The organism is Curvibacter sp. EU05-FHT14A10 (assembly GCF_058791075.1).
Genome location: NZ_JBYTDE010000006.1, coordinates 225,941 through 240,622 on the forward strand (window position 1 = coordinate 225,941; position 14,682 = coordinate 240,622).

The 14,682-nt window shown below is 65.9% G+C and carries 14 protein-coding genes; 5 read left to right on the forward strand and 9 right to left on the reverse strand.

Annotated elements, in window-relative coordinates; translation table 11 throughout:
* Positions 1-53 precede the first annotated feature (53 nt).
* From AC3WUT_RS13785 to AC3WUT_RS13795, 3 genes are all read left to right on the forward strand, one after another.
* The gene (locus AC3WUT_RS13785; protein WP_492347810.1) at positions 54-908 is read left to right on the forward strand and encodes a transporter substrate-binding domain-containing protein; all 855 of its coding nucleotides are present in this window, start codon (positions 54-56) and stop codon (positions 906-908) included.
* A gap of 7 nt (positions 909-915) precedes the next feature.
* Positions 916-1,581 (forward strand): aspartate/glutamate racemase family protein, encoded by a 666-nt coding sequence (locus AC3WUT_RS13790; RefSeq protein WP_492347637.1) that lies wholly within the window; start codon positions 916-918, stop codon positions 1,579-1,581.
* Between the two features lie 74 nt (positions 1,582-1,655).
* Entirely contained in the window at positions 1,656-2,561 is a 906-nt protein-coding gene (locus AC3WUT_RS13795; RefSeq protein ID WP_492347638.1) for a LysR family transcriptional regulator, read from the forward strand.
* A gap of 34 nt (positions 2,562-2,595) precedes the next feature.
* Here AC3WUT_RS13795 and AC3WUT_RS13800 read toward each other — a convergent pair whose 3' ends face one another.
* Positions 2,596-2,907, reverse strand: coding sequence for a hypothetical protein (locus AC3WUT_RS13800; RefSeq protein WP_492347639.1), 312 nt, complete (start codon positions 2,905-2,907; stop codon positions 2,596-2,598).
* 397 nt (positions 2,908-3,304) lie between these two features.
* Here AC3WUT_RS13800 and AC3WUT_RS13805 point away from each other — a divergent pair, with 397 nt between their 5' ends.
* Both AC3WUT_RS13805 and AC3WUT_RS13810 read left to right on the forward strand, forming a co-directional pair.
* Positions 3,305-3,607: a hypothetical protein gene (locus AC3WUT_RS13805; protein WP_492347640.1), complete on the forward strand. Its 303-nt coding sequence runs from the start codon at positions 3,305-3,307 to the stop codon at positions 3,605-3,607.
* Positions 3,608-3,669: 62 nt separating this feature from the next.
* Entirely contained in the window at positions 3,670-4,830 is a 1,161-nt protein-coding gene (locus AC3WUT_RS13810) for a porin (protein WP_492347641.1), read from the forward strand.
* A 152-nt stretch (positions 4,831-4,982) separates the two neighbouring features.
* Here AC3WUT_RS13810 and AC3WUT_RS13815 read toward each other — a convergent pair whose 3' ends face one another.
* From AC3WUT_RS13815 to AC3WUT_RS13850, 8 genes are all read right to left on the reverse strand, one after another.
* The gene (locus AC3WUT_RS13815) at positions 4,983-6,470 is read right to left on the reverse strand and encodes an efflux transporter outer membrane subunit (RefSeq protein WP_492347642.1); all 1,488 of its coding nucleotides are present in this window, start codon (positions 6,468-6,470) and stop codon (positions 4,983-4,985) included.
* A complete protein-coding gene (locus tag AC3WUT_RS13820; RefSeq protein ID WP_492347643.1) occupies positions 6,467-7,405 on the reverse strand; it encodes an efflux RND transporter periplasmic adaptor subunit in 939 nt (312 codons plus the stop codon). Before AC3WUT_RS13820 ends, AC3WUT_RS13815 begins: the two co-directional genes overlap by 4 nt.
* A 4-nt stretch (positions 7,406-7,409) precedes the next feature.
* Positions 7,410-7,619 carry a DUF1656 domain-containing protein gene (locus tag AC3WUT_RS13825; RefSeq protein WP_492347644.1) on the reverse strand — a complete coding sequence of 70 codons (210 nt, stop codon included), beginning with the start codon at positions 7,617-7,619 and terminating at the stop codon, positions 7,410-7,412.
* A complete protein-coding gene (locus tag AC3WUT_RS13830) occupies positions 7,603-9,669 on the reverse strand; it encodes an FUSC family protein (RefSeq protein WP_492347645.1) in 2,067 nt (688 codons plus the stop codon). Before AC3WUT_RS13830 ends, AC3WUT_RS13825 begins: the two co-directional genes overlap by 17 nt.
* Positions 9,670-9,714: 45 nt before the next feature.
* Entirely contained in the window at positions 9,715-10,671 is a 957-nt protein-coding gene (locus AC3WUT_RS13835; RefSeq protein ID WP_492347646.1) for a LysR family transcriptional regulator, read from the reverse strand.
* Positions 10,672-11,086: 415 nt separating this feature from the next.
* Complete coding sequence (locus AC3WUT_RS13840) at positions 11,087-12,439, reverse strand: MFS transporter (RefSeq protein ID WP_492347647.1); 1,353 nt, start codon at positions 12,437-12,439, stop codon at positions 11,087-11,089.
* Positions 12,440-12,598: 159 nt separating this feature from the next.
* Positions 12,599-13,636: a succinylglutamate desuccinylase/aspartoacylase family protein gene (locus AC3WUT_RS13845; RefSeq protein WP_492347648.1), complete on the reverse strand. Its 1,038-nt coding sequence runs from the start codon at positions 13,634-13,636 to the stop codon at positions 12,599-12,601.
* Between the two features lie 138 nt (positions 13,637-13,774).
* Positions 13,775-14,671 carry a LysR family transcriptional regulator gene (locus tag AC3WUT_RS13850; protein WP_492347649.1) on the reverse strand — a complete coding sequence of 299 codons (897 nt, stop codon included), beginning with the start codon at positions 14,669-14,671 and terminating at the stop codon, positions 13,775-13,777.
* Positions 14,672-14,682: the final 11 nt, after the last annotated feature.

Sequence of the window (14,682 nt, forward strand, 5' to 3'; positions counted from 1 at the left end):
GCCGATCCGTTCTGCTGAATGCCTTGCTGCGTTCGTGGCTTGTCCTGGCTTCCATGAGCCTCGCTGCCATCACAGCTCAGGCCGAAGGCACTTCTACCCTCAAGAAAATCCGAGAGACCGGGACCGTGACCGTGGGCTATCGAGAGGCTTCCTTCGGCTTTTCGTATGTGGACGGCGGGCCCAAGCCCATCGGCTACAGCCTGGATATCTGCCATCGGATCCTGGAGGTCATCAAGGGCGACCTGAAGTTAACCAATCTCGAAGTGCGGTACCAGCCCGTGACGTCACAGAACCGGATTCCCCTGGTGGCCAATGGTACGGTCGATATCGAATGCGGCTCCACGACCAACCTGATCGAGCGCCAGAAGGATGTTGCCTTTTCGCCCGACATCTTTCGCTACAACGTGCGCATGGCCGTCAAAGTCAGTTCGGGCATCAAAAGCATTGCTGACCTGCAGGGAAAAGCGGTGGTCACCACGGCCGGCACAACATCATTTCGCCTGCTGCGCCTGGCGGACAGAGGGCAAAACCTCGACGTCAATCAACTCGCCGGCAAAGATCATGCCGAATCGTTCCTGCTGGTGGACAGCGGGCGGGCTGCCGCCTTCGTGCTCGACGACATCCTGTTGGCCGGGCAGATTGCCAATGCCCGCAATCCCAAGGATTTCGCCATCGTGGGCGAAAGTTTGCGCACTGAGAACCAGTCACTGATGTTTCGCAAGGATGACGCTGAATTCAAGGCGCTGGTGGATCGCGTCGTGACCGGCATGATGAAGTCTGGCGAAATGGAGCGGCTCTACAACAAGTGGTTCATGTCACCCATTCCTCCCAAGGGCATCAACATCAACTATCCGATGAATGCCGAGACGCGTGACGCCTTCACCAACCCGTCTTCCAAAGGCATCTGAATCCGCCATGACGCGCATTGCATTGATTCATGCCCTCAGCCATTCTGTGGCCCCCATCAACCTGGCCCTGGCCCGCGACTGGCCAGAGGCCCGACGAATGAACCTGCTCGACGACAGCCTTTCCGCAGATCTGGCGAGTCAAGGTTTGGGGCTGGATGAGCTGATGTACGACCGCTTTGGCGTTCTGGCAGGCTATGCCGTCAACTCGGGCGCAGATGCGATCCTATTTACCTGCTCGGCCTTTGGGCCCTGCATTGAACGGGTGGCGCGCAGATATTCACCGATACCGGTGCTCAAACCGAATGAGGCCATGATCGCTGAGGCCGTGAGCGTGGGCAGGCGCATTGGCCTGATCGCCACATTTGCACCGACCCTTGAATCCATGCCGCTCGAATTTCCTGGTCATGTCGCTTTGCGAATCGGGTTGGCTGAGGGGGCGTTGACGGCTCTCAATGCCGGTGACCCAGACACGCATGATGCCTTGATCGTGGCGTGTGCCCGTCGCCTTGTCGAGGAAGGCTGCGATCTGCTGGCCTTGGCCCAGTTCAGCATGGCAAGGGCCCGCGACGCCTGCGAAGTAGCTACAGGCGTCAAGGTCCTGAGCACTGTTGACAGTGCGGTGAGCGTGCTCAGGCAACGTTTGTCATCCAGTGGCCTGCGGGGCCCCGCCTGAGTAAGACCGTGCGCGTATGCCAGCGCCGCGACTGCTGCTATGTTTGGGGTTTTTACCTCCCACACTCGCCCGCCATGGACCTGCGCCACATCGACCTGAACCTGCTGGTGGTGTTCCATCAGTTGCAGTTGGACCGCAGTGTGTCGGCCGCTGCCGAGCATCTGGGCCTGACCCAGCCAGCGGTGAGCAATGCCCTCAAGCGCCTTCGGGCCGGGCTGGGGGACGAGCTGTTCACTCGCACTTCGCACGGCATGTCGCCGACACCGTATGCCCTGCACCTGGCCGATCCGGTGGCCCAGGCACTGAGCACCCTTCAGGGGGCACTGGCCACGCGCGATGCTTTTGATCCATCCAGCAGCACCCGCCTCTTTCACCTGGCCATGACCGACATTGGCGAGATGTACTTCATGCCGCCGCTGATGGAGGCCCTGGCCCAGCGCGCCCCGCACCTGCGCATCAGCACCTTGCGCCCGCACACCGGCGACCTCAAAGAGGACATGGCCCAGGGGCGGGTGGACCTGGCCCTGGGCCTGTTGCCGCAATTGCAAAGCGGGTTCTTTCAGCGCCGCTTGTTCAGGCACCGCTATGTGTGCATGTTCCGCCAGGGCCACCCGACGGCACGCTCGCCGATGAGCCTGGAGCAGTTCTGCGAGCTGGAGCACGTGGGCGTGGTGGCCGCCCACACCGGGCATGGCGAGGTCGATGGGCAACTGGAGCGGGCCGGCATCCAGCGCCGCATGCGCCTGGTGGTGCCGCACTTCATTGCGGTGGGCCACATCCTGCAAAGCACCGACTTGATCGCCACCGTGCCGCAGCGCTTTGCGCTGCGTTGCGAGCAGCCTTTCGGCTTGATCAGCTCACCGCATCCGGTGCGCCTGCCCGAGATTGCGATCAACCTGTTCTGGCACGGGCGCTACCACCGCGACCCCGCCAATCTGTGGTTGCGGCAGTTGCTGATCGAGCTGTTTGCAGACCGCTGAGCTCAGCTCGCAACGGTCTGCCGGGGCCTGCTGATCAGTAGCTCAGCTCGCCATGCGGGATCAGGCCCAGGCGGTTGGCCCGGGCGGCCTCGGCGCTGACTTCGGCGCGCGTCAGGGTCGATTTCAGCAAGGGCTGCACACGCGACATCTCCAGCAGGCTGGGGTCTGCGATCTTCAACTGGGCCGCGGCCACCGCCTCGGCATTGACTTCGGCACGGCTTCGCTGCGACACCACCGGCGCAAATTGTTCGGCGTAGGTGTCGGCTTCGCCGGTGGCAAAGCTGGGGGTGGCGGTCAGGGCAGCACTGGTGGCCAACAAGGCCATGGCGATGAGGGAGCGGTTCATTTTGAAATCCTTTCAGGGGTGATCAGAGGGTCTTGTCGGGTGCCTGTGCATCCGGCACTCGCTGGGCCTGCTGCGGCCTGGGAGGCCGGCTATGGCGCATCGATGGGTGAACTTTATTCTTTCCAAAACAACAATAAAACAAGTTAAATAGAAATTGGAAATTTCTAAAAACGAAACAAGTAACGATGGCGCAAAACCGGAACAGGGCGTTGATGGGACCTGCGGTGCCGACAATCTGTTTCTGAAATAGAAATTACCAATTACTGAAAAACATGTTTTATTGCTGATTTAGGTGTCCTAAAGTCACGCATCGAAGACGCAAGCGCGTTCAGCGCTTCGCTTTCTCCGTCCAGCCGGGCCTGTGCCCGGCCTGCCAACCCATTCAAGGAACCTCGCCATGCACCGCACCTTCTTTTCCGCCGCCTTGTTGGCCGTGACCGCACTTGCCGCTTCCAGCAGTTTTGCTGCGGGTGAGGCCGACACCTACCAGGCTCAGTTGACGGCACCCAATGTGGCTCAGCGCAGCCGTGCCGAGGTGCGCGCCGAGGCGGTGCAGACCGCCCGCCATGGGGCCGATGTCGACCCTATGTCCCAAGGCCTGCCCGTCGTCAAGTCGGCCGTGAACCGGCAGGACGTGCGTGCGGCGGCCGCGGCCGCCAACCGTGCCGGCCTGCTGCCGCACGGCGAAGCCAGCTTCTGAGGGCGTGCGCCTGGCTGTGGCGCCGCCCTGTTTCCTTTTTTCTTTTCCATTGGATGACCATGATGAAAAAATCCCTGATCGCCCTGGCTGCGCTGAGTGCGCTTGCTGGCTCCATCACCGCCCATGCCGAATCCGGCTCCAGTCTGCAGCTTTACGGCCTGGTGGACGCTGGCGTGCGCAGCGACAGTGCCGCGGCCAAAACCAGCGCCGGTACCGGCTCGCAGACCCAGTTCTCGTCGGGCGTGCTGAACACCTCGCGTTTCGGCTTCAAGGGCACGGAAGACCTGGGGGGCGGCCTGCGTGCCAACTTCAACCTCGAGTCGGGCTTCAACACCGGTACGGGTGCCACCTCCAGCACCGGCAACGTCTTTGACCGCCGCGCGATCGTGGGCCTTGAGAACGCGTGGGGCCGTGTCGACCTGGGTCGCAACACCACCTTCAACTACGACCTGCAAGCCGGCTCCATCAACGACCCGCTGGGCCAGGAGCTGACCAACAACAAGCAGTACGCCGCAGTGGCAGCCACCACCGTGAACCCGCTGGGCACCCTGGTGGGCGGCAGCCTGGACACCTCGCGTCGTGACAACATGGTCAAGTACCAGAGCCCCGTCTGGGCCGGCACCTCGCTGGGCCTGGCCTACTCGTTCGGCAATGTGGCGGGTTCGACCGCGGCCAATTCGTCGGTGCAGGCCATGCTCAAGTACGACATGAACCCGGTGCAAGTGGGCGCGGCCTACGACCGCCTGCGTGATGTGGCTGGCCGCAATCAGACCACCTGGACCCTGGGTGGCAACTACCTCTTCAATGGCCTGCGCGTCACAGCCGGCTACACGCAGATGGAGGCCGACGCCAACTTTGCCAACAGCAACACCTCGATCCTGACCAGTTCGAGTGCCAGCACCTCGCTGTACAAGTTCCTGAATGGCGCCAGCGCCAGCACCACGGGCCTCAAGGCCCAGGTGGCCGATGTGGGCGTGACCTTCAACGTGAGCGATCTGGTGAAGGTGGTGGGGGCCTACTACAACACCAAGTACTCGGCTGACGGCCTGTCGTCCAACCGGTACGACACTTACGTGGCCCGTGCCCGCTACACGCTGAGCAAGCGCACCGATGTGTATGCCGAACTCGACTACACCAAGGCCAACAACGTGGCGGCGGCCCAGACCGCGAGCGGCAAGAGCAACAACACCGGTGTAGCTGTCGGCCTGCAGCATCGGTTCTGAAGCCGTCAGGCGCGCCAGCGCCTGACGCATCAGCGGTTTTTCTCCATTGCATTGACCCCGTCACTTCGCTGTGACGGGGTTTTTTTGCGCACGGGTCGCCGTGTTGGTGTGGTTTGGCCGGCGCATGCTGCCCACTGCGCCAGCGCACTTCTTCAGTGCGCACTGCCTGGCTGGGTGGCCTGCTGCTGCCACCCGCCGCCCAGGGCGAGGAACAGGGCGACTTCATCCAGCGCAGTCTGGCCCTGGCTTTGGGCCACTTGTTGATCCAGGCGGGTCAGTGTGCCTTGCGCCTCCAGCTGGCTGAGCAAGGGCGCACGGCCACTCTCATGCAGCCGATGGTTGTCCTGGGCCACCTGATCCGCCTGCTCGCGGGCCTGTGCCAACTGGGCTTGCTCGTCCAGCGCATGCACATAGCGGCTCAGGGCGGTCTCGGTCTCGCGCAGCGCCTTCAGCACCACCCCGTCGAAGCGGGCCAGGGCGGCCTGGGCATCGGCCTGCGAGGCCTGCACGCGGGCACGCGCTGCGTTGTCCGGAATCTGCCAACTGATCAGCGGGCCCAGGCCCCAGCGCGCGGTGGAGGCGTTGCCCAGGTCACCCAGCACCCCGCTCAGGCCAGCCGAGGCGCCCAGGTGGATGCTGGGGTACAGCGCTGCCGTGGCGACGCCGATGCGAGCCGTGGCGGCGGCCAACTGGCGCTCGGCCTCGCGCACATCGGGGCGGCGCTGCAGCAAGGCGGCTCCGTCGCCCACCGGCAGAGGTCGGTCCAGCTGTGGCGGCGCCGCACAACGGGTGCGCTCGCGGTCCAGCGCCCGGGGGGGCAAGCCCAGCAGGGCGGCCAACTGGTAGTGCGCGGCGTCCTGAGCCGCCACATAGGCAGGCAGCTGCGCCTTCAGTGCCAGGGTCTGGGCCTGCGCGGCCTGCGCCAGGGTGCGGGTGCTGCGGCCGGCCTCGACCAGGCGCTGGGCCAGATCGAGCCGGCGCTGTTGCACGGCCAGCGCGGCCTGGGCACTGTGCAGTTCATGGGTGGCCGTGCAGCCCTGCACATAGGCGCGCACGGTGGCGGCGGCCACGCTCACGCGCACCACGTCCAGCGCGGCGGCCGTGGCCTGCTGGCTGGCGTGGGCGGCCTCTTCGGCGCGGGCCAACTGGCCGAACAGGTCGATCTGGTACGAGACGCTGAAGCCCAGGTTGCCCTCGTTCATCACGGGCAGCTTTTCTTTGAGCAAGTAGGTCTCACCAGCCTCCTGGGCTCGTTTGGCGGCCCCCTCTGCGCTGGCGTGGGGCCCGGCCTCGGCCTCTACCGCCTGCACCATCGCATGGGCACGTTGCAGATGGGCCCGGGCCTCGCGCAGACCGGTGTTGGCCCGCAGGGCCTGCTGCACCAGGCTGTCCAGTGCAGGGTCGGCATACAGCTGCCACCAGTGATCGGGCACCGGTCCCAGTGAGACCGCCGGGCCCAGTGCCTGCTCGAAGCCGGCCTGGGCCAAGGCTTGCCGTGCCAGGGCCTGGTCGGCCAGCGGCGGGGTGGGCGTCAGGGGCGAGCAGGCGGCCAGTGCGCTGGTGCAGGCCAGCACCAGGGCCTTGCGCCGCCAGCGGTGCAGGCTCGCGGCGCGGTGGGTTGGCAGGGGCTGGGCGATCATGACGGCCTCCCGGGGCGGGTTGGCGTTGCTTGCGAGGTGGGCCGCTCATCCAGCACCGACACCGTGGCTGTGCGTCCTGCGATCAGGTGGAAGTTGCTCGGCACCTCATCAAGCGCGACGCGTACCGGGATGCGCTGGGCCAGCCGCACCCAGTTGAAAGTCGGGTTGACATTGGGCAGCAGGCTGGCACCGTTGCTGCGGTCGCGGTCTTCGATGCCGGCGGCCAGGCTTTGCACGTGGCCGCGCAACCTCACCTCGCTGCCCATGATGCGGATCTCTACCGGCTGCTGCAGGTGGATGTGGTCGAGCTTGGTCTCTTCAAAGTACCCGTCGACATGGAAGGACGCCCGGTCCAGTACCGACAGCACCGGCCGGCCGGTGCTCACGTAGTCGCCCACGTGGGGGGCGCGGTCGTTCACATAACCATCCACCGGGCTGGTGACGCGGGTGCGGGCCAGGTTGAGGCGCGCCAGGGCCAGGGTGGCTTCGGTGCTGGCCAACTGGGCCTCGGCCTGTTCCAGCCGGGCGTCGCCCTGCTCCTGGCTTTCGCGGGCCACCAGGTCGCTGAGGCGGTGGTTGCGCTCAGCCTCCAGCCTGGCCTGGGTCACCACGGTGCGTTGCGCGCGCCAGGCGGCTTCGGCCTGGCGCACCGCCAGCTCGTGACGTGCGCGGTCCACCACCATCAGCAGCTCGCCCCGGTGCACGGGCTGGTTGTCGTGCACCCGTACCTCGGTCAGCAGGCCCGATACATCGGGGGCCACCTGCACGGCGTCGGCCCTCAGGTGGCCGTCGCGGGTCCAGGGGGCATCGTTGTAATAGGCCCAGAGGTGTTCGCCGGCTTTGACCGCAGCGGCGGCCATCAACAGGGTCAGCAGCACCGGGACGGCCCGGCGCTTCAGGGTAGGCAAGAGGGGCATGGGGCGCTTGGGGTTCATGGGTTCAGGTTTTCCACCACAGGCTGGCTTGCACGCAGGCCGACAGCACGACCACGAACAGGCAGAAGTTGAAAAGGGAGCGGTGCCACACCCGTCGGTACAGGCCCAGCCGGGCCAGCAGCAGGCGCAGCCCCGTGGTCAGGCCCAGGGCCAGCACGGTCAGCAGCAGCAAGCTGGGGACAAACACCCCGTACAGGTCAATCTCGGCATTCATGCAGTGGGGCTCCGTTTGGGTCGGGCGTGACCGGGGGCCGTGCGGGTGCCGGCCGGCCTGGGCACAGCGTGATGCGCAACTCGGCCAGCGCCTGGCGGGCCAGGCGGGCCTGCGGGCTGTCCTGCCTGGCCAGTGTGTGCAGGGCCCGGTCGATGCGCTGGCCCAAGGCCTGTGCTGCGTGGGGGCGGGGGGTCTGGTTCAGGCGTGCCCGGTAGTGGGCGGCCACGGCCCCCAGCACCCGGCGCAAGGCTTGCGCAACAGGGCCGGCGGGCGCGCCGCTGCCTTGCAGATCCAGCACGCTGAAGCCCACACGCAGCTCACTGAAACCATCGGTGACCCGGTCATGGGCGCTGGCGGCCAGGCGCGGTAGCAGCAGGCTCAGGCGATCCAGCATGAGATCGCCCATGGCGCTCGGCGCGGCGTGTTCGCTCGGATGGCGCCCCCAGGCGTGGCGCACCAGGTCGCGCCACAGGCTGCGCACCAGGCGGCGCAAGGCCAGGCCGGTGCCAAAGGGGCGGGTCAGCAGCGTCCACACCAGCGCGCCGAAGGCCCCGGCGATGCCGGCCAGATTGCTGTTCACAAAGTCTGCAAATTGGGCGTCGTAGGCACCCGACAGGCCCAGAAACGAGGCGGTGCAGACGGTCAAGGTCATCGCCATGGGGGCAAAGCTTGGACGCAAGGCCAGCGTGCCCAGGGGCAGGAAAGGCAAGGCCAGGGCCAGCACCAGGGTTTCGAAATCATGGGTGGCCGGAATCACGTAGAACAGCAGCACGCTGGTCAACAGCATGCCCACGCAGGTCCAGGCAAAAAAGCTGCGTTGAGCTTGGGCAGGTTCATCCTGAGCGGCAAAGAAGCAGGCCGTGATGGTGCCCATGATCACCGCGCTGGCGCCTTGCTGCCAGCCGGTTTCAATCCACAGCAGGCACAGCACAAAGCTCAGCGCTGAGGCCGACAGGGCCGAGAACATCACCATGCCGTGGTCCACATGGCGGGCCTCACTGTCCAGGTGCTGGCGGCGGTAGGCCGGCACCCAGTCGTCCATGCCGGTGCGGCCATGGTTGTTTCGGGCGATGCGCTGGCGCAGCGCCAGGCAGTCTTGCCACAGGCAGACCAGGGTGTGCAGCCGGGCCAGGGTGTGCTGCGTCAGCACTGCAGGCCAATCAGGGCCGGCCGCGCCACCTTCATCGTGGTTTAGCCATGGGAGCTCAGGGACAGCGGGCGCCTGGGTGTCAGGGTGTTGCATCCAGTGGACCACTTGCGCCAGGGCTTGCTCAAGGCCCTTTGGCAGGCCTGGCGGGAGGTGGCGCAGCTCGGCCAGCGCGGCCTGCAGTGAAGACAGCATGGGCAGCAGCAGGCTCAGGCGCCAGCGCAGTTCGCGGGCATGGCGCACCACGTCCACGCTGGCGGTGTCATAGGCCAATTGGCCGATGAACTGGTCCAGGGCCAGGATGTCGGTGGCCAGCTGGTGGCGGCTGGCGCCCGGCAACCGACCCGGTTGCAAGGCCTCGGTGGCCCAGGCTGCGGCGTCGCGCAACCACACGCCCATGCGCTGGTCCAGCACCGGGGCCACCCGGCCCGGAAACACCAGGGCGGCCACCGTGCTGGCGCAGGTGATGGCCAGCAGAATTTCCTGGGTGCGGGCCACGGCGATATTGAACACCTCGCTTGGTGAGCCCACGGCGCCGAAGGCGATCATGGGCAGCGTGTAGGCGGCCAGCATGTAGAGGTAGTTGCGCGGCGTGCGGTCCAACTGGGACAGGTACAGCAAGCTGCCTGTCCACAACGACACCACCGCACTGAGCAGCACCGGCTGGTTCACCAGCCAGGGCACCAGCAGCACCGCGGCGCCGGCGCCCAACAGGGTGCCGCCAGCCCGGTACACGCCCTTGGAGCGGGTGGCGCCCGTCAGGGGGTGCGACACCACATACACCGTGGCCATGGCCCAGTAGGGCCTGGGCATGCCCAGCGCCAGCGCGATGTACAGCGCCAGCATCGAGGCTGCAAAGGTTTTGACGGAAAACAGCCATTCCCGCCCGCTGGGCATTGTCATGGGTTCTTTCTTGGCGCAGCGGACTTCAGCGTCCACCGCAAGCGGTCAATGGGCGCTTTGGGTGCAGCGACCCAGCCACGGGTCTTTCTCGCTGTCGGGAAAGGCCTGCGTCAGGTGGTCCAGAAAAGCCTGGGTCTTGGCCGGTACGTGCTCACGCGTCGGAATGGCCGCGTGAAGGTTCAGGGCTGGCAGCCGCCAGTCGCCCAGCACGCATTGCAATTCACCGCTGGTGCAGGCCGGTGCCGCCACAAAGGACGGCAGCACCACCAGGCCCAGGCCCTGCAGCGCGGCCGAGCGGGCGGTCTCCAACTGGGTGGTGCTGAGTGCGACCTGGTTGAAGGCCATGGCATAGCTTTCGTCGGGCTGGCTGTCTCGGGCACTGGCGGGGGGCCGGCGAAAGCTCAGGTCGTGCACAAAAGGCAGGGCCACCAGGGCATGGTTGATCAGGTCTTTGGGGTGCTGCGGGCGCCCATGGGCTTTCAGGTAGTCGGGCGCGCCGCACAACACCAGCTGCGAGTGCGCCAGGCGCCGTGCCACAAAGTCGCCGTTCAAGGGTCGGGCATGGGTCATGACGACGCAGACGTCAAAGCCCTCGTCCAGGGTTTCGGCTTGGGCGTTGGTCGTCAGCTCGATCGTCACCTTGGGGTGCTTTTGCTTGAAGCTGTGAATGATGCGCACCAGCTCATAGGTGGCCAGCGAAGGGGGCGCCAGCACCTTGAGCCGGCCCCCCACCCGCTGCGTGGCCGACTGCACCGAGGCCTCGGCCTCTTCGATGTCGGCCAGGATGCGGCGCACCTGGTCCAGGTAGATGCGGCCCGCCTCGGTCAGCACCAGCTTGCGTGAGGTGGACCGGTTGAGCAGGCGTGCCGAAAGATGGGTTTCCAGATCGGAGATCAAACGGGTGACCACGGGCGGCGACATGTCGAGGGTGCGGGCCGCCGAGGCAAAGCCTTGGCAGTCGACCACGCGGCAGAAGACCTGCATGCTGAGCAGACGGTTCATGGTTGGGGCCTTGTGTGGAACATGGGGTGGACAGCGGTTGCCCAGGCGCTAGAGGTCAGGCGGGGTGGGGCACCGATCCCGATCAAAACGGGCCGCTTGTCGGGCAAGTGGGCTCAGTGTAGGGAGATCAGTTCGCCAGAGAAACCGTTTGCCAAGCAATTGGCTGTTCCTGAAATGGCAATAAAAGCAACAATTAAATTTGTTCTATGTCCCAAATAGAAATAAATCAAACAGCGCATTTGCCGGATCTGATCAGGGGCCGCTCACCTTGAATCCGCTGGGGCTGTTGGGGTGCAGGTGTCTGTCTGCCGGGCCGGCGCGAACGAAAAAGCCCCCAGCAAGCTGCTGGGGGCCGAAAGGCGAAAGGCGAAAGGCGAAAGTCGGAAAGCGGGCCGGTCGTCCGGTGCGGTGGCGCTCAGGTCGCTTGGGCGCTGCGCGACAAAGGCACCAGCAGGGTGAGCGCGGCCCCGGCGATGGCCAGGCAGGCCAGCACGTAGAAGATGGTGTTGAGCGGCAAGCCCGCCGCAATCAAGGCACTGCCCAGGATGGGGCCGCCGATGCCCCCGATGCGGCCAAAGCCGGCACACCAGGCCACGCCGGCGGCGCGCACCTGGGTGCGGTAGTAGTTGGCGACAAAGCCATAGATCAGGGTCTGTGTGCCGCTGGTACCCAGGCCCACGATGGCCACCACCGCCAGCAGCGCCGCCAGGGGCAGGCTCAGCGTGGCAAGCGCCAGGGCCAGTGCGCCCGTCACAAAGCTGGCGGCCACCACAGGCTTGGGGCCAAACCGGTCGGCAAAGCGCGAGGCTGCCATGGCACCGAACAGCGAGCCGCCATTGAGCACCGCCAAAAACGCCAACGAGCCCTTGGTGTTGTAGCCGGCGCGCAGCATCAGCTCGGGCAGCCAGGTGTTGAGCGAGTAGACCAGCAGCAGGCCGGTGGCGCTCATGCAGCCCAGGACCAGGGTCGGGCCCAGGTAGTACCGACCCAGCAGACCGGCAAAGCCGCTGCGGATCTGCGTGGGGTCAACGGTCGTGGAACCTGGCGTGGATGTGGACGCGAGTGAGGGTGTGGATGTGGATGCCAGCGGCAGCGGCACGCCGGTGCGCTGCGACAGCGCCTGGGCTTCGGCAGTGCGCCCGCGCGCCGCCAGCCAGGCGACCGATTCGGGCATCTTGAAATACGCCAGCGGCAGCAGGGTGAGCACAGGCAGCGCGCCGATCCAGAACATGCCTCGCCAGCCGATGTGCTGCATCAGGGCAATGGCCAGCATGGCCGACATCATGCTGCCCAACGGAATGCCGCCATTGCTGATGGCAATGAACAGGTTCTTCTTGTCACGCGGTGCGTACTCGGCGACGAGCGCCGCCGTGGTCGCCACCAGCGCCCCGATGCCCAGGCCAGTGGCAAAGCGCATCCACCCGAAGGCGTCGGTGCTGTGGGTCATGGCCGTGAGGGCCATGCCGACCGAGAACCAGGCGTATGAGGCCAGCATCACCTTGCGCCGCCCGATGATGTCGCCCACTGAGCCCGCCAGAAGGGCGCCCAGTGCCACGCCGAACAGGGCGTAACTGCCCAGGGTGCCCGCGATGTGCGGGGTCACGCTGCCGATCTGGCTGTCATCGCGCAAAAAGGTGGAAACCACCGCGCCATAGACCACCAGGTCATAGCCGTCAAAGATCAGGCCCAGCGTGGCCAGGGTCAGGATCCACCAGACCGTGCGCATGGGGCGCGGGTCTTGTGGCGTGGGTGCTTGGGTGGGTGTCATGGGCATTTTTTTGTGATCGAGTGGGGTATCTATTGCATACATACAATATGTATACTTATGATAAGCTTACGAATCAAAAACAAAACTAGGGTTAACACTTAAATCGATCCGCTGCGCCCCGTCGCACTGCAGCGTGGGGACCGGGCGTGCAGCGGCCTCTCAGGCGCGGGCGAGGGGGACCAGGCTTGCCAGGTGACCCAGGCAGTCGCCTGCGTCCACCCGGGCCAGCGCGCGAATGCACAGGGCCAGGCCCGCGCCCTTGAAGCGCACCTCAGTGGATGGCCTGCTGGGTCGGGTGGGGTCGTGAATCCAGCCGGCGATCTGTCCGGCCTGCACTTCGTCGCCCAGTTGGAAGGCCGGCTCGAACAGGCCGGGCTCGGGAGCGAACACATAGTGGGCATCGCCGTCCACACGGTAAAGGCGGGTGGCCGGGTCGGGCTGCGGCGCTGGCGTCGGGGGCAGCAGCCCCATGCCCTGCATCAGGCGCTCGATACAGGCCTCAGCCAGGGCCAGGCCTTCAGGGCTGCACACGGCCTGGCCGCCAAATTCGCCGCAGAAGAACAGCAGGCCATGGCGGTCCGCCGCGGCACCATAAGTGCGGTCTTCGCCCAGCAGGTCCATCACAAGTGTGCGCGGTGCGCCCAAGGCATGCACCAGTCGGCTGTAGTGCTCAGCCTGGCTCGGGTTGGTGGGCCACGCCGCCAGCACGGTGGGCAGGTAGTGGGTGGAGGCCCCACCCGCATGCAGATCGAAGGCCACGTCGGCCAGCGGGAACAGCACACTGTCCACGTAGTGGGCCAGCATCTCGGTGAGGCTGCCATTGCGTTGTCCTGGAAAGGCTCGGTTCAGGTTGCCCTGGTCGATGGGTGAGGTGCGGGTGCCCTGCATCAGGGCCGGAAAGTTCAGTCCCGGGATGACGATCAGGCGACCCCGGATCTGCAGTTGTGGCAGGCGCCGCATCAGCTTCATCAAGGCGATCGGGCCTTCAAACTCATCGCCGTGGTTGCCCCCGGTCAGCAGCAGGGTGGGGCCAGGCCCGTGATTCAGCACCGCGATGGGCACAGGGATGTGGCCGTAGCCCGATCGGTCGTGCGAGTAGGGCAGGCGCAGGTGGCCCGATTGCAGGCCGGGTCGGTCAAAGTCGATGTCGGTGCTGATGAGGGAGGGACGTGCAGACGCTGGGTCAACTGGGGGCATGGGAGGTGAACTGTTTCAGGGGGCCACCGCTGCAGCGCCCATCGCCGCAGACCCGCCGGCCCCGTGAAGCCGAACTATCGATTCAATGCACAGAAACCGCCAATGCTGTTGATTGATAGCTGTGATGCATTCAAAGCATCACAAGAGCGAAGGCGCCGTTGGCTGCAGGGCACCGAGAAATCGTTGCAGGCCCGGGCCGGTGCCCTCGCGCCGGCAGGCAAACGACAAGCTCAGGGGCACCGAGACATCGGCCAGGGGCACAAAGCGCACCCGGGCCGGCGGCCGGCCCCGGTTGGCGCCATTGACCAGCGCGATGCCGATGCCTGCCGACACCAGCGACAGCACGGCCGATTCACTGCCCACCTCCTGCACGATGTGCGGCGTCAGCCCGGCCTGGGTGCAGGCCCCCATCAGCCGATCGTGGTAGGCCGGGTACACCGGGCGCTCAAACATCACAAAGGGCTCGTCGGCCAGTTCGCTGGCCTGCACCAGAGGGCGCTGGGCTAGACGCGAACCCTCGGGCACGGCCAGGATCACGTCGTGCCGGGCCAGTGCCGTGCACTGCAACGCCGAATCCAGGGCTTCAAAGGGATAGATGAACCCACCGTCCAGACCACCCGCTTGCAAGGCGGCCAGTTGCTGCGGTGTGCTCATCGGAAACAGCTGGATGCGCAGGCCTGGGGCTTCCTGCTGCAGGCGGCCGATGGCGTCTGGCACCAGGCCGTCCCAGCCCGCGCTTTCGATCAGGCCCAGGCGCAGGCTGCCCAGCAGCCCGGCGGCCCGCAACTGCACCGAGCGCTTGGCCTCCTGCACGGCGGCCAGGATGCGCTGGGTATCGGCCTGGAAGGCCAGGCCTGCTTCGGTCAGGCGCAGTCCGCGGCTGCTGCGTTCGAACAGGCTCACACCCAGTTCGGCCTCCAGGTCCTGGACCTGGCGCGACACCGCAGGCTGGGTCACATGCAGGTGCTCTGAGGCGGCGCGCACACTCTGGTGCTCGGCCACCATGGCGAAATAACGGAGATGGCGCAGTTCCATGTTGGGCGTGT

Excerpts from the sequence above, each read along its gene's own strand:
- AC3WUT_RS13785 (WP_492347810.1), top strand. The coding sequence starts at position 54 with ATGAGCCTCGCTGCCATCACAGCTCAGGCCGAAGGCACTTCTACCCTC.
- AC3WUT_RS13790 (WP_492347637.1), top strand. The coding sequence starts at position 916 with ATGACGCGCATTGCATTGATTCATGCCCTCAGCCATTCTGTGGCCCCC.
- AC3WUT_RS13795 (WP_492347638.1), top strand. The coding sequence starts at position 1,656 with ATGGACCTGCGCCACATCGACCTGAACCTGCTGGTGGTGTTCCATCAG.
- AC3WUT_RS13800 (WP_492347639.1), bottom strand. The coding sequence starts at position 2,907 with ATGAACCGCTCCCTCATCGCCATGGCCTTGTTGGCCACCAGTGCTGCC.
- AC3WUT_RS13805 (WP_492347640.1), top strand. The coding sequence starts at position 3,305 with ATGCACCGCACCTTCTTTTCCGCCGCCTTGTTGGCCGTGACCGCACTT.
- AC3WUT_RS13810 (WP_492347641.1), top strand. The coding sequence starts at position 3,670 with ATGAAAAAATCCCTGATCGCCCTGGCTGCGCTGAGTGCGCTTGCTGGC.
- AC3WUT_RS13815 (WP_492347642.1), bottom strand. The coding sequence starts at position 6,470 with ATGATCGCCCAGCCCCTGCCAACCCACCGCGCCGCGAGCCTGCACCGC.
- AC3WUT_RS13820 (WP_492347643.1), bottom strand. The coding sequence starts at position 7,405 with ATGAACCCCAAGCGCCCCATGCCCCTCTTGCCTACCCTGAAGCGCCGG.
- AC3WUT_RS13825 (WP_492347644.1), bottom strand. The coding sequence starts at position 7,619 with ATGAATGCCGAGATTGACCTGTACGGGGTGTTTGTCCCCAGCTTGCTG.
- AC3WUT_RS13830 (WP_492347645.1), bottom strand. The coding sequence starts at position 9,669 with ATGACAATGCCCAGCGGGCGGGAATGGCTGTTTTCCGTCAAAACCTTT.
- AC3WUT_RS13835 (WP_492347646.1), bottom strand. The coding sequence starts at position 10,671 with ATGAACCGTCTGCTCAGCATGCAGGTCTTCTGCCGCGTGGTCGACTGC.
- AC3WUT_RS13840 (WP_492347647.1), bottom strand. The coding sequence starts at position 12,439 with ATGACACCCACCCAAGCACCCACGCCACAAGACCCGCGCCCCATGCGC.
- AC3WUT_RS13845 (WP_492347648.1), bottom strand. The coding sequence starts at position 13,636 with ATGCCCCCAGTTGACCCAGCGTCTGCACGTCCCTCCCTCATCAGCACC.
- AC3WUT_RS13850 (WP_492347649.1), bottom strand. The coding sequence starts at position 14,671 with ATGGAACTGCGCCATCTCCGTTATTTCGCCATGGTGGCCGAGCACCAG.